This is a genomic window from Sphingopyxis sp. LC81 (assembly GCF_000756375.1).
Taxonomy (GTDB): domain Bacteria; phylum Pseudomonadota; class Alphaproteobacteria; order Sphingomonadales; family Sphingomonadaceae; genus Sphingopyxis.
The window spans coordinates 44,734-57,704 of record NZ_JNFD01000006.1; the positions used below are offsets into that span (position 1 = coordinate 44,734).

At 66.3% G+C, this 12,971-nt stretch carries 11 protein-coding genes; 7 read left to right on the forward strand and 4 right to left on the reverse strand.

Annotation, left to right across the window (positions count from 1 at the left end):
• Positions 1 to 342: 342 nt before the first annotated feature.
• From FG91_RS03720 to FG91_RS03730, 3 genes are all read left to right on the forward strand, one after another.
• Positions 343 to 1,119 carry an SDR family NAD(P)-dependent oxidoreductase gene (locus FG91_RS03720; RefSeq protein WP_037512298.1) on the forward strand — a complete coding sequence of 259 codons (777 nt, stop codon included), beginning with the start codon at positions 343 to 345 and terminating at the stop codon, positions 1,117 to 1,119.
• The gene (locus FG91_RS03725; RefSeq protein ID WP_037512300.1) at positions 1,113 to 1,904 is read left to right on the forward strand and encodes an enoyl-CoA hydratase/isomerase family protein; all 792 of its coding nucleotides are present in this window, start codon (positions 1,113 to 1,115) and stop codon (positions 1,902 to 1,904) included. The genes FG91_RS03720 and FG91_RS03725 overlap by 7 nt, the downstream gene beginning before the upstream one ends.
• Before the next feature lie 106 nt (positions 1,905 to 2,010).
• Complete coding sequence (locus FG91_RS03730; protein WP_235211928.1) at positions 2,011 to 3,852, forward strand: arylsulfatase; 1,842 nt, start codon at positions 2,011 to 2,013, stop codon at positions 3,850 to 3,852.
• On the opposite strand, the gene FG91_RS03735 is transcribed toward FG91_RS03730, so the two are convergent.
• Both FG91_RS03735 and FG91_RS03740 read right to left on the reverse strand, forming a co-directional pair.
• Positions 3,772 to 4,710 carry a formylglycine-generating enzyme family protein gene (locus FG91_RS03735; RefSeq protein WP_037512169.1) on the reverse strand — a complete coding sequence of 313 codons (939 nt, stop codon included), beginning with the start codon at positions 4,708 to 4,710 and terminating at the stop codon, positions 3,772 to 3,774. The two genes, FG91_RS03730 and FG91_RS03735, sit on opposite strands and share 81 nt — an antisense overlap.
• A complete protein-coding gene (locus FG91_RS03740; protein WP_037512172.1) occupies positions 4,710 to 5,336 on the reverse strand; it encodes a TetR/AcrR family transcriptional regulator in 627 nt (208 codons plus the stop codon). The genes FG91_RS03735 and FG91_RS03740 overlap by 1 nt, the downstream gene beginning before the upstream one ends.
• A 121-nt stretch (positions 5,337 to 5,457) precedes the next feature.
• On the opposite strand from FG91_RS03740, the gene FG91_RS03745 reads away from it, so the two are divergent.
• Positions 5,458 to 7,104 carry a sulfatase-like hydrolase/transferase gene (locus FG91_RS03745; protein WP_037512175.1) on the forward strand — a complete coding sequence of 549 codons (1,647 nt, stop codon included), beginning with the start codon at positions 5,458 to 5,460 and terminating at the stop codon, positions 7,102 to 7,104.
• On the opposite strand, the gene FG91_RS03750 is transcribed toward FG91_RS03745, so the two are convergent.
• Positions 7,101 to 8,684 carry a winged helix-turn-helix domain-containing tetratricopeptide repeat protein gene (locus FG91_RS03750; protein ID WP_052187276.1) on the reverse strand — a complete coding sequence of 528 codons (1,584 nt, stop codon included), beginning with the start codon at positions 8,682 to 8,684 and terminating at the stop codon, positions 7,101 to 7,103. The genes FG91_RS03745 and FG91_RS03750 overlap by 4 nt on opposite strands.
• A 108-nt stretch (positions 8,685 to 8,792) precedes the next feature.
• On the opposite strand from FG91_RS03750, the gene FG91_RS03755 reads away from it, so the two are divergent.
• The 3 genes from FG91_RS03755 to FG91_RS03765 all read left to right on the forward strand — a co-directional run bounded on the left by FG91_RS03755 (position 8,793) and on the right by FG91_RS03765 (position 11,524).
• A complete protein-coding gene (locus FG91_RS03755) occupies positions 8,793 to 9,671 on the forward strand; it encodes a class I SAM-dependent methyltransferase (RefSeq protein ID WP_235211929.1) in 879 nt (292 codons plus the stop codon).
• Positions 9,672 to 9,775: 104 nt separating this feature from the next.
• Positions 9,776 to 10,618, forward strand: a complete 843-nt coding sequence (locus tag FG91_RS03760; protein WP_037512178.1) for an amidohydrolase family protein — start codon at positions 9,776 to 9,778, stop codon at positions 10,616 to 10,618.
• A 3-nt stretch (positions 10,619 to 10,621) separates the two neighbouring features.
• Entirely contained in the window at positions 10,622 to 11,524 is a 903-nt protein-coding gene (locus FG91_RS03765) for an aldo/keto reductase (protein ID WP_037512181.1), read from the forward strand.
• A 170-nt stretch (positions 11,525 to 11,694) separates the two neighbouring features.
• Here FG91_RS03765 and FG91_RS03770 read toward each other — a convergent pair whose 3' ends face one another.
• Complete coding sequence (locus FG91_RS03770; protein ID WP_081940402.1) at positions 11,695 to 12,870, reverse strand: iron-containing alcohol dehydrogenase; 1,176 nt, start codon at positions 12,868 to 12,870, stop codon at positions 11,695 to 11,697.
• Positions 12,871 to 12,971: the final 101 nt, after the last annotated feature.

Sequence of the window (12,971 nt, forward strand, 5' to 3'; positions counted from 1 at the left end):
CCTGTTTCGTCCAATCCGACGAGGCCATTTGTGACGGCGTTTGCTGCCGCGATCAATGCTGGAGATTGTGCAAGCCCAAAAGCTTGGCATCCTTTGCGACGAGGCTCATCCACGGGCGCAAGCCTGCGGCGCCGGACAATGCAAAAGGAGGAACCTTTATCCCCCGCCCGCCGCGCTCGGCAGCCGCGACGGGGGATGAGGTTTGGTGTGCACAAGAGAACATTAGGAGAACAAAATATGTTCGTCAATAGGTTTCTTGCGGTTTTCCGGCGAGCATGCCCATCCAGTTGACGTGAACGTCAATCAGGGTCAATGCATAGCAAACGAAGGAAAGGAAGTATGATGGCGGAGCAACCGAAATTCGACCTGACGGGACGCGTGGCGCTGGTGACGGGGGCGTCTTCGGGCCTCGGCGCCGGCTTTGCCAGGGCGCTGGCGGCGGCGGGCGCGAAGGTCGTGCTCGCCGCGCGCCGCGCCGACAAGCTCGCCGAACAGGTCGCCGCGATCGAGGCAGCGGGCGGGCAGGCGATCGCCGTCAGCATGGACGTCACCGACGAGGCATCGACCATCGCCGCCTATGATGCCGCGGAAGCCGCGTTCGGAACTGTCGACACGATCGTCGCCAACGCCGGGGTTGCGACCGAGAAGATGGCGATGAGCCTGTCGGTCGCCGACGTCGACTTCCTGCTCGCCGCCAATGTCCGCGGCGTCTTCCTGACCGCGAACGAGGGCGCCAAGCGGCTCGACAAGGCGGGGAGCCGCGAGAAGCAGCACGGCCGCATCGTCCTGATCGGCTCGATCACTGCCGAGAAGGTGTTTCCCGCAACCTCGGTCTATGGCGCGACCAAGGCGGCGGTGCGTCACCTCGGCAAGGCGCTCGCGCGCGAATGGGCGCGGCGCGGGATCAGCGTCAATGTGATCCAGCCCGGCTATTTCGAATCCGAAATGACCGCCGAATTGTTCGAGGGCGACGTCGGCGCGGCGATGGTGAAGAGCTTTCCACGCCAGCGGATGCGGCCGCCGAGCGACCTCCACGCGCCGCTGCTGCTGCTCTGCTCCGACGCCGCGCTCGGCATCACGGGCAGCGTGATCACCGTCGACGACGGGCAGACATTGTGAGCGAGCTGCTGATCGAGGCGCGCGGCGCGGTCGAGATCGCGACGCTCAACCGCCCCGATCGCCTCAACGCGCTGAACGAGGCGCTGGTCGACGAACTCAACGCCTATTTCGGCGGACTTGCCGAGCGCCCCGACGTGCGCGTCGTTATCCTGCGCGGTGCCGGGCGCGTTTTCTGCGCCGGGCTCGACATCCAGGAGGACCGGTCGTCGGACGAGACGCCGGTGCTCCGCACGCTGCGCACCCAGACGCGCATCGGCAATATCTATCGCAAGATGCGCGCCTGCCCGCAGCCGATCATCGCGCTCGGTCACGGCGCGGCATGCGGCGGCGGCCTGTCGCTGTTGCTCGCATCCGACGTGCGCTATGTGACGCCGTCGTTCAAGGCGAACGCCGCCTATATCCGCATCGGCCTCGGCGGCTGCGATATGGCGTCGAGCTATTTCCTGCCGCGCCTCGTGGGCGCGAGCCTCGCGTCGGAGATGATCCTGACCGGCCGCTTCATCGACGCCGAGCGTGCGTTGCGCGCGGGCCTCGTCAGCGAGATCGCCGAGGAAGCGGCATTGCTGGACCGCGGCCTCGCGCTCGCCGACGAGATGCTGGCGACGTCGCCCTATGGTCTGCGCCTCTCGAAACAGGCGCTGAACCTCAACCTCGACGCGCCGAGTCTCGACGCCGCGATGGCGATCGAGGACCGTCAGCAGGTGATCCTTTCGGCGACCGAAGACCATCGCGAAGCGCTCGCCGCCTTCCTCGAGAAGCGTGCGCCCGAGTATCGCGAACGATAGGGTTACCGGCCCATTATCGCCCCCATTGACTCGGCGATATATTGACATAGTAAGTGCCATATCCCGAGGGGGTGGGAGTGATGGCAGTACGCAGGAGGACCACTAAATGCCGGGTCGCTTAGGCGGGTCCCGGCGTGCTGCCATCATCATTACCGGCGCCCTGATCGCCATGACGCCCGCGCAGGCGCAGCGTGCTCCATCCGCGCCAAAGCATCCCAATATCGTGATCCTGCTCGCCGACGACTGGGGCTTTTCGGACGTCGGTTCCTTCGGTTCCGAAATCGCGACGCCGAACATCGATGCACTGGCAAAAGCGGGGATGCGCTTCTCGAACTTCCATGTCGCGGGGTCGTGCTCGCCGACGCGCGCGATGCTCCAGACGGGGGTGATGAATCACCGGAACGGGCTGGGCAACATGCCCGAGACGATCCCCGACGCGCATCGCGGCAAGCCCGGGTACGACACGGTGATGAACCTGCGCGTCGTGACGATCGCGCAGCTTCTGAAGGCGGCGGGTTACCGCACCTATCTCACCGGCAAATGGCACCTCGGCAGCGACGCCAAGCGCCTGCCGCACGCACGCGGTTACGACCGCGCCTACAGCCTCGCCGACGCCGGCGCCGACAATTTCGAACAGCGTCCGATCGAGGGCATGTACGACAGCGCCGCTTGGACCGAGAATGGCAAGCCCGCGACGCTGCCCAAGGATTATTACAGCTCGCATTTCGTCGTGCAGCGGATGATCGATTATATCGAGGCGGACCGCAAAGGCGGCAAACCCTTTCTCGCGTCGATCAACTTCCTCGCCAATCATATCCCGGTACAGGCGCCCGACAGCGACATCGCGCGTTATTCGTCGATGTACAAGGACGGCTGGACCGCGCTCCGCGAAGCGCGGGCGAAGCGCGCCGCGGCGCTCGGCATTGTCCCCGCGGGCGTGCCGATCGTCACGATGCCGACGACGCCCGACTGGAAGAAACTCGACGCCGATGAGCGCGCCGCCGCGGTGCGCGTGATGCAGGCCTATGGCGGGATGGCGACCGCGATGGACCGCGAGGTCGGGCGGCTCGTCGCGCACCTCAAGGCCACGGGCGATTATGAGAACACGATCTTCGTCTTCCTCTCGGACAATGGCGCCGAGCCGACCAACCCCTTCAACAGCCTGCGCAACCGCCTGTATCTCGACATGCAATACGACCTCGCGACCGCGAACATCGGCCGGCGCGGCAGTTTCGCCGCGATCGGTCCCGGCTGGGCGAGCGCCGCGGCGTCGCCCTTGTCGGGGTACAAGTTCAGCGCCACCGAAGGCGGGCTGCGCGTGCCGCTGATCATCGCCTGGCCGGGCCATGCGGATATCCGCGCGGGCGGTATCAGCAACGGCCTCGCGCATGTCACCGACATCTTGCCGACGCTGACCGAGCTTGCCGGCGTGCCGGGCCACGGCGGAAGCTGGCAGGGCAAGGCGGTCGAGCCCGTCACCGGGCGCAGCCTTGTCCCCGTGCTGAATGGACAGCCGGGCAGCGTCCATGGCGACGCGCCGCTCGGTTACGAACTGTCGGGCAACGCTGCGCTGTTCCGCGGCGATTACAAGCTGGTGCGCAACCTCGCGCCGACCGGCGACGGCAAATGGCGGCTGTTCAATCTCAAGGTCGATCCCGGCGAAACGCGCGACCTGGCCGCGGCCGAGCCCGACCGCTTCGCCGCGATGGTGGTCGACTACCGCGCCTATGCGAAGGCGAACGGCGTGCTCGACATGCCCGCGGGCTACACCGCCGACGAACAGATCAACGCTTATGCCTTCGAACAGCAGGGTAAGCCGCGGCTGATCCGCCTCGGCCTCTGGATCGGTGCGGTCGTCGCCCTACTGTCAGCCCTCGTCTGGGGCCTTCGCCGCCGGCGCCGGACGCGCCGTGTCGATCAGGCGGAACCCGATATGGTCGGTGCCTAGGCTGCGCTCCTGGAACTGGCGCGCGGCGGGGCGGTATCGCGCGCAATAATTGGCGGCGCAGAGGAAGCTGCCGCCCTTGATCACATTGCTCTCGCCGCCCGCCTTGTTCGTCGTCCATTCCCACACATTGCCGATCAGGTCGTGGACGCCATGCCGGTCGGCGGGGAAGCAGGCGACCGGCGCGCGGCCGGTGAAGCCGTCGGTGCCAAGATCGCGCGCCGGAAAGGCGCCCTGATAATAATTGGCCAGCGGCTTGCCCGCCTTGTCGACCGGGACATTGCGGTCGGCGCCGCCGGTCGCCGCGGCCAGCTCCCACTGTTCCTCGCTCGGCAGCGCTTTGCCCTTCCATTTGGCATAGGCGAGCGCATCGTCATAACCGATCTGCACCACCGGATCGCGGCCGCGTCCGTCGATATTCGTCTTGGGACCTGCCGGATGCCGCCACTCGGCGCCGACGACCCAGCGCCACCAGTTCGGATTGCCGTCGGTCGGCGCGGTGAACACCGCGGAGCCCGGGATCAGCATATCGGGCGGCGCGCCGGGAAGCTCGGGCGGGTCCTGCTCGGCGAGCGTCTTATACCCCGTTGCCTTCACAAATTCGGCGAATTCGGCGTTGGTGACCTCGTGCGTCGACATCCAGAATCCCGTGACGGTTGCGTCGCGCGCCGGGCCTTCCTCGGGCAGGTGCGCATCGGCGCCCATCGCGAAGGTCGCGCCGGGGATCCACACATAATCCTCTGCGGGCATCGCCGGACATTCGGGCGGCTTCGCGTCGGCAAGCGGCGCGTCCTTCGCTTCGCCGCACGCCGCGAGCGCGCCGAGCATTGCGAGCGACAACAGGACCGAAGCTTCGCGCATCAATCTTCTTCGACGATCGTCGCCATCACCGCGTCGACCATCTGCCCCATCACCGCCCCGGCCTCTTCGGCCGACAGGCTCTGGTCGTGGCGCAGCGTGCGCCAGGTCTGGAAGGACAGCGCGGCGCACAAGGCCTCGACGCCGATACGGTCGGCGCGGACCGAAGCGGGGAGCAGGCGGACGATCAGCTCGCGCTCGAGCATCACGACGCGGCTATATTGCCCCATCAGGAAGGGCGACTGGTAACGCTTGATGTTGGCGGCGAGGCGGAAGGGTAGCGTCGCCTCGAACACGTCGACCCGCCGGCGGACGAGTTCCCCAATATTGGCGCGCCACGGCTGGTCGGGATAGGGCGCCACGACGATCGGCATCACGCGCTCGGTGATTGTCGCCGTGATCTCGGCATAAAGCGCGTCCATATCGTCGAAATGGCGGAATACGGTGCGCAGGCCGATGCCCGCCTCTTCGGCGACGCGCGCCGCGCTCGGCGACAGGTCGCCCGCGACGATCAGCTCCATCATCGCCTCGACGATGCGCTTGTGGCTCGACCGCCCGCGTTCGCGGCGGCCGTCGACCCTGCCGGGCTCGATCTTTGGCGCGTCTATCTTCTTCACCCCTGTCGTCATGACCTTCCTGCTGGCCCGGCTTGGCGCCCGGGTCAAACAATCTTGCGTATCGGGCAATATAGTGACACATATAGTGTCAATAGTTTTACAGCAAGCCGGACGCATGGATTAGGGGCCGAAGATGAAGAAAACATGGGTTGCCCTGTGCGTATTGGCCGCTGCCGGTGCGGGCGGATATTGGGCCTTCGAGGCGAATAAATACAAGCTTCCGGGCCTCGTTCAGGACTGGCAGGATCCCGTGCAGCCGAACCGCGCGGTCGCCTGGCAACAGGGGCCAAGGGAAGCGCCTGCCACTCCGTCGGGGGACAAAAATCCCCCCAACATCATCCTGATCGTCGCCGACGATCTCGGCTACAACGACATCAGCCTGGGCGGCGGCGGGGTCGCGGGTGGGATCGTCAAGACGCCGAACATCGACTCGATCGCGCGCGAAGGAATCAACTTCACCACCGCTTATGCCGCGAACGCGACCTGCTCGCCGTCGCGCGCGGCGATGATGACAGGGCGCTATCCGACGCGCTTCGGCTTCGAATATACGGCGGTGCCGGTCGAGTTCGCCGAAAGCGTTTCGCACGGCGAGGGGGTCGGACCGCACCGTGCGATCTTCCACAAAGACCTGATCACACCCGAAATCCCCGACTATCCCGACATGGGCGTGCCCGCGAGCGAAGTGACGATCGCTGAGGCGGTGAAGGCCGCGGGCTATCACACGCTCCACATCGGCAAATGGCATCTGGGCGAGGCGCCGACGCTGCAGCCGCAGGCGCAGGGTTTCGACGAAAGCCTCGCGGTGCTCGGCGGTGCGGCGATGTTTCTGCCCGAGGATGACGCCGATGCGGTGAATGCGAAGCTGCCATGGGATCCGATCGACCGCTTCATCTGGGCCAATTTGCGCCATGCGGTGACCTTCAACGGCGGCCAACGCTTCCATCCCAAGGGCCATATGACCGACTATTTCGCCGATCAGGCGATCGCGGCGATCGAGGCGAACCGGAACCGGCCCTTCTTCCTCTATCTCGCGTTCAACGCGCCGCACACGCCGTTTCAGGCGACGAAAGCGGACTATGCAAAGCTGCCGCAGATCAGGGACCACAAGACGCGCGTTTACGGTGCGATGATCGCGCAGCTCGACCGCCGCATCGGCGACGTGATGGCAAAGCTGAAAGAAGCGGGGATCGACGACAATACCCTCGTCATCTTCACCAGCGACAATGGCGGCGCCTGGTACACTGGCATCGACCGCCTGAACGCACCCTATCGCGGATGGAAAGCCACTTTCTTCGAAGGCGGCATCCGCACCCCCTTCTTCATGCGCTGGCCGGGGCATATCGCGCCCGGATCGACGCGCGCCGACGTAACCGGGCATATCGACCTCTTCTCGACCATCGCGGCCGCGGCGGGGGCGAAGGCGCCGGCCGACCGGATCGTCGACAGCGAGAATATCTTGGCCGGCCCGGCAAAGCGCGCGGCGCTTTATTGGCGCTCGGGAGATTATCGCGCCGTGCGCGCGGGCGACTGGAAATTGCAGGTGACGAAGCGGCCCGAAAAGGCGCGCCTATACAATCTCGCCGTCGATCCGACCGAACGGCATGACCTCGCCGCAAGCGAGCCGCAGCGCGTCGCCGAGCTTCGCGCAATGATCGACGCGCAGAACAGGGGCATGGCCAAGCCCATCTGGCCGGGGTTGGTCGAAGCGCCGGTACGGATCGACGTGCCGCAGAATGCGCCGTGGAAAGACGGCCAGGACTATGTCTACTGGACGAACTAAAGCCCGGTGCCCTGCAGCGCCCGCTCGATCATCTCGCGTCCGCTCGTCGCGGCAAAGGGAAAGGATCGCAGGAAAGTCCCCCGCGACACTTGCGGGTCGAGCTGCCGCGCCCGCCCGATCCACTGTGCCGCGCGCTCGTGATTGCCCGACGCCTCGGCGGCGATCGCGGCGATCACCGCGATATGCTTGTGTGCGCCCGGCGACTGCGCCGCGCGCTCGCCCCATTCGAGCGCGCTCTGGTGGTCGCCGCGCATCAACGCGCTGACCGAGCGCACCCCCAGCATCGCATAGCGTAAAGGATCGAGGGGGCTCAGACGCAGCGCCAGTTCGGCATGTTCGTCGCTGTGGCCGACGTCGCATTGCGTCATCTCGGCCCATGCTTTCGAATAGATCGCCTGCGCATAATTGGGGCTGAGAGCGATCGCCGCCGAAAGGCGCTCCATGCTTTCGGGCACCGCGTCGGCGAACCATAAAGAGCGGCCGAGGTTGAGATGCGCGAAGGGATCGAGCGGATCGAGCTGCACCGCGCGCTCGGCAAAGGACCGCGCCTGCTCCGCCATCGCCTCGGGATCGTCCGAATATTGCAGGAAGCAATCCTGAAAGCGCGTGAACGACAGCCCCGACAGCGCGCGCGAGAAATTGGGGTCGCGCGCCAGCGCCTGCGCGAACAGTCCCGCCGCACGCGCATTGTCCGACCGGTTGAAGCGGAACATATGGTCGAGCCCGAGGTGATAGGACGACCAGGCGTCGAGCCCGGCCTCGGGCATGCGGCGCGCGCGTTCGACTTCGTTCTGGACGATCCGCGTTTCGAGGTTGGCGATCACGGCCTCCAGCACCTCGCCGCGCAGTTCGTGCAATTCGTCGCGGCCGGCGGTGAAGCGGTCGGCCCACACCACCGCGCTGTCGCATGTTCGTGCAAGGCTGACTGACAGGGTGACATGGCCGGCGGCTTCCTCGAGCGTACCCGTCAGGCAGTAACGGACACCCAGCGCCGCGCCGACCTGTTCGCAGCTTGCCTCCTGTCCGCGAAAGCGGAAGGTCGAGGTGCGCGCGATCACCAGCAGCCAGCGCAGCCGCGACAGATCGCCAATCAGCTCGTCGGCCAGCGCATCGGCGACGACCGACAGCGCTCCGGGACCGCCGACGAGATGAAAGGGGAGCACCGCGATCGAGGGCCGCTCCTCGACGGCGGGGGCAGGGGGCGATGGATCGGCGGCGGGCGCGGCGAACCGCCGCACGGGGCCGGGCGCCTGCTCGAACAGGACCGGCGCGCCGAACCGAAAGCCCTTGCCGTGAACGGTGCGGATGAAGCGCTGTTCCTTGCCGTCATCGCCCAGCGCCTGCCGCGCCGCCTTGATGCGCGAGGCCACCGCGGCTTCGGAGACGATCCGCCCGCCCCAGATCTTCTCGATGATCTCGTCCTTGCTGACGAGGCGGTCGGCGTTGCTCGCGAGCAGGATCAGCAGCGACAGCACCTGCGGCTCCAGATGTTTCGCCCGCCCGTGTTCGCGCAGCTCGAACTTGCCCGGATCGAGCTCGAAGCCTTCAAAGCGGTAGATCAGGGCGGCGCCGAACGACAAGCCAGCATTTCTCCATAACTTCTCCATGCCATCTTCAAGCATGGGACCACGGAAAGCCTATTCAGCGTCATATCGAACCGGCACCCGGTTCCGTTCAAGGAGGCTATCGTGACGCTCGCGACAACCAGGCCGGAAGCGGCTCCCACCGCGCCGCAAACCGAAAATCTATCAACGACGGTAAACCCGAACAAGGCTCTTTGGGAGAGGGGGGATTTTACCCGTCTCGCCGCCTGCATGCGCGAAAGCGGCGATGCGCTGATCGACAGCCTCGGCATCCATGCCGGGCTCGAGGTTCTCGACCTCGGCTGCGGCGACGGAACCACCGCGCTGCCGTCGGCCTATCGCGGCGCCAATGTGCTCGGCGTCGACATTGCATCGAACCTCGTCGCCGCCGGCAATGTCCGCGCCCGCGAAGCCGGCCTCTCGAACCTGCGCTTCGAGGAAGGCGACGCCTCGCACCTGAATGCACTCGCCGATAACAGCTTCGATCTCGTCGTCAGCATCTTTGGCGCGATGTTCGCGCCGCGGCCGCTCGACACCGCGGCGGAGATGGTTCGCGTGACACGTCCCGGCGGGCGCATCGTGATGGGCAACTGGATTCCCGGCGATCCGACGCTCATCGCGCAGGTGCTCAAGATCTCCGCCGCCTATACCCCGCCGCCGCCCGAAGGCTTCATCAGCCCGGTGACCTGGGGGCAGGAAGAGGCGGTGCGCGAACGTTTCGGCGCCGCGGGCATCACGCAGGATAAAATCACCTGCGAACGCGCGACCTACACCTTCCGCTATGCGGGCAAGCCGCACGAATTCCTCGCGATCTTCCGCGACTATTACGGCCCGACGATGAATGCCTTCGCCGCGGCCGAGGCGAGCGGCCGGCGCGCCGAGCTTCAGGCCGAACTCGAACACTTGTTCGAACGCGAAAACCGCGGCGGCGCCGACCGCACCGAAATCCCGGCGACCTATCTGAAGGTCACCGTCCGCAAATAGGCCAATCCGGTCCCGTCCCGCTCGGGTGAGCGGGACGGGGTGCTTGGTAAGCAGCAGCCATTGTGGCAGGTGGGGCATTCCCGACCGCCTTCATTGGAGCCCCCATGCGAAGCTTGCTGCTTTCGATCGCCCTGCTGACCCCGCTTGCCTCGGCCGTTGGTCAGACCGGCGTCGTCGACACCCACGTCCATCTGCACAATGGCGAGGCATCGATCGCCGAATATCGCGCACAGCTCAAAGCATCGGGACAATCGGTCGACGCGTTCGGTGCGATGTGGTTCGGCGGCCCCAATCAGGCACTCGCGGGCAATTCCGCCGACATCGGCAAACGCAACGACGCGCTGATCGCGCTGGCGGCGAAGAATCCCGACATGATCGTGATCGCGACGGTCCACCCCTATGACGGCGATGCCGCGCTCGCCGAGGTGGACCGCGTCGCCGCGCGCGGGGTGAAGCTGCTCAAGATCCACCCGCACACGCAGAAATTCGACGCCGCCGACCCCCGCGTGCTGACGCTCGTCAAGCGTGCGGGCGACCGGGGCATGATCGTCGTCATGGATAACGCCAGCATCGTCCCCAGCGACAATGAGAAACTTTTCAACCTCGCGCTCGCGGCGCCGAAGACGAAATTCATCTTCGGCCATATGGGCGGGCTGAATTTCCGCTTCTGGAACATCCTCGCGCTCGCGCGCACTGCCGAAAATCTCTTCGCCGAGAATATCTATTTCGACATTTCGGCAAGCGTGATTCTTGCGGCGGACTCGCCGATCGAGGCCGAATATGTCTGGACGGTCCGCAACGTCGGGGTCGACCATGTGCTGATCGCGTCGGACTTCCCGCAAGTCTCGCTTGCGAAGACGCTGGAGGCCTTTGCGAAGCTTGATCTGACCGACGAGGAGCGTGCGAAAATCCGGTCGGGCAACGCGCGCAAGCTGCTCGGGCGCTGATCGATGCCGGACTATCTTCCCACACCCGCCCCCGTGACCGTTGCCGGGCGCGAGATCTCACCAATAGCCTGGGGCATGTGGCGCTTCGCCGGAGCTGATCTCAGGGCGGCGCGCGCGCGCGTCGATGCGGCGTTCGAGGCGGGCGTGACGCTGTTCGACACCGCCGATATCTATGGCGCCGATACGCCGGGCGGTTTCGGTTCGGCCGAAGCCTTGCTCGGCGACGTCTTTGCCGAGGCGCCTGGGCTTCGCGAGCGGATGGTGCTGGCGACCAAGGGCGGGATCATCCCCGGCGTGCCCTATGACAGCAGTGCGTCCTATCTGGCGTCGGCGATCGACATGTCGCTCCGGCGCCTGCGTACCGATCATGTCGAGCTGTGGCAGATTCACCGTCCCGACCTGCTCGCCCACCCGCAGGAAATCGCGCGCGTGCTCGAAGAGGCGCACCGCATGGGCAAGATCGGCGCGGTCGGCGTGTCGAATTTCACGCCGTCGCAAACCTCGGCGCTCGCGAAATTCCTCCCGGTTCCGGTAATCAGCCACCAGAGCGAATTTTCGCCGCTGCACCTCGCGCCGCTCTTCGACGGCATTTTCGACCAGTCGATGGCGGAGGGGATGCGCTTCTTCGCCTGGTCGCCGCTCGGCGGCGGCCGGCTGGGCGATCCGGCGGACGCGCGCGGACAAGCGGTCGTCGCGCTGCTCGACGCCAAGGCTGCCGAATTTGGCGTGTCGCGCGCGTCGGCGACCTATAGTTGGGTCATGGCGCATTCCGCGCGCCCGATCCCGATCGTCGGCACGCAGACTATCGAGCGGATACGGGACATTCCGCACGCTTTCACGCCACGCTGGACGCGCGCCGAATGGTACGCGGTGCTGCAGACGTCGATGGGCGAACGGCTGCCCTGACGAACGACGCCGGGCCCAAGCATGTTTCGGGATTTTTGATGAATGCCCCGCCTCCACGATGAGACGTAGGAGAGAGGGAGACGGGGCGAGCGCGCTTAAGCAGGATGCGGGTTGCGGGAGGATGAACGAGCGGCGGAAATCCGGTTAAAGTTTCGGGCTTTATCGCAACGTCATCCGGGCTGACCCGCCCAGACCTGCGCATAAAGCGTCGCCATTTCCTCCGCGTCGGGCACGCGCGGATTGTTCGCGGGCGATCCCGACGCCGCCGCCTGCGCGCACATCGTCGGGACCAGCGCGTCCCAGCGGGCCGCATCGATACCCCACGCCGCCGGCCCCGGCACCTCGAGCTCGCGGTTCAAGGCCGCAAGTTCATCGAGCAGCCGCGCTACCGCCGACTGGTCACCCTCGGCCTCGTCGGCGACGCCCATCGCCCGCGCGCATTCGGCGTAACGGTGCAGCGCCGCGGGTGCGGACCAGGCGGTCACCGCGGGCAGCAGCATCGCGTTCGATAGTCCGTGCGGGACATGGAAATGCGCGCCGATCGGCCGGCTCATCCCGTGGACCAGCGCGACCGAGCTGTTCGAAAAGGCGATCCCCGCCTGCGTCGCGCCGAGCATCATCGCCTCGCGCGCCGCGGCGTCCATCGGATCGCGGCATACGCGGCGCAGGTTGGGCGCGATCGCGCGCATCGCGAGCAGCGCCATGCCGTCGCTGAACGGGTTGGCGCGCTTCGACACATAGGCCTCGATCGCGTGGGTCAAGGAATCGATCCCCGTATCGGCGGTGAGCCGCACCGGCTTGGTAAAGGTCAGCTCATAGTCGACCAGCGCCGCGACGGGCAGATAGGCAAGCCCCGGGCACAGCATCTTCTCGTCGGTCGTCTCGTCGGTGATGATCGTGAAGCGCGTCGCCTCCGAACCCGTGCCCGCCGTCGTCGGGATCGCGATCACCGGCAGCCCCGGCGCGTCCTGCACATGCGGCGCCTTATAGTCCGCCATCGCGCCGCCGTGCAGGCCGAGCAGTGCGATCGCCTTCGCGCTGTCGAGCGGGCTGCCGCCGCCGAAGCCGACCACGCAGTCATGGTCGCCCTCGCGCAGACACGCCACGCCGGCATCGACCGACGCCACCGTCGGATCGGGCACCGTATCGGCGAACACGCGCGAAGCGATCCCCGCGGCCGTCAGACCGTCAACCAGCTCAGCGACGCGTCCGCTGCTCACCAGCCAGGCGTCGGTCACGATCAGCGGCCGCGACAAACCCAGCGACGCCAGCACCTCGGGTAATTGCTTCGACGCCCCGCCGCCGATGCGCAAGATGCGGGGCAGGGCAATGCTGGCGATACTCAACGGACCATCTCCTCGCGGATCGTTTCCGCGCCATCAGAACGGCGCCGAGGCCGACCGTAGCTCCATCGCGCCCGAGAGGAAATCGCTGACCGCGCCGATAC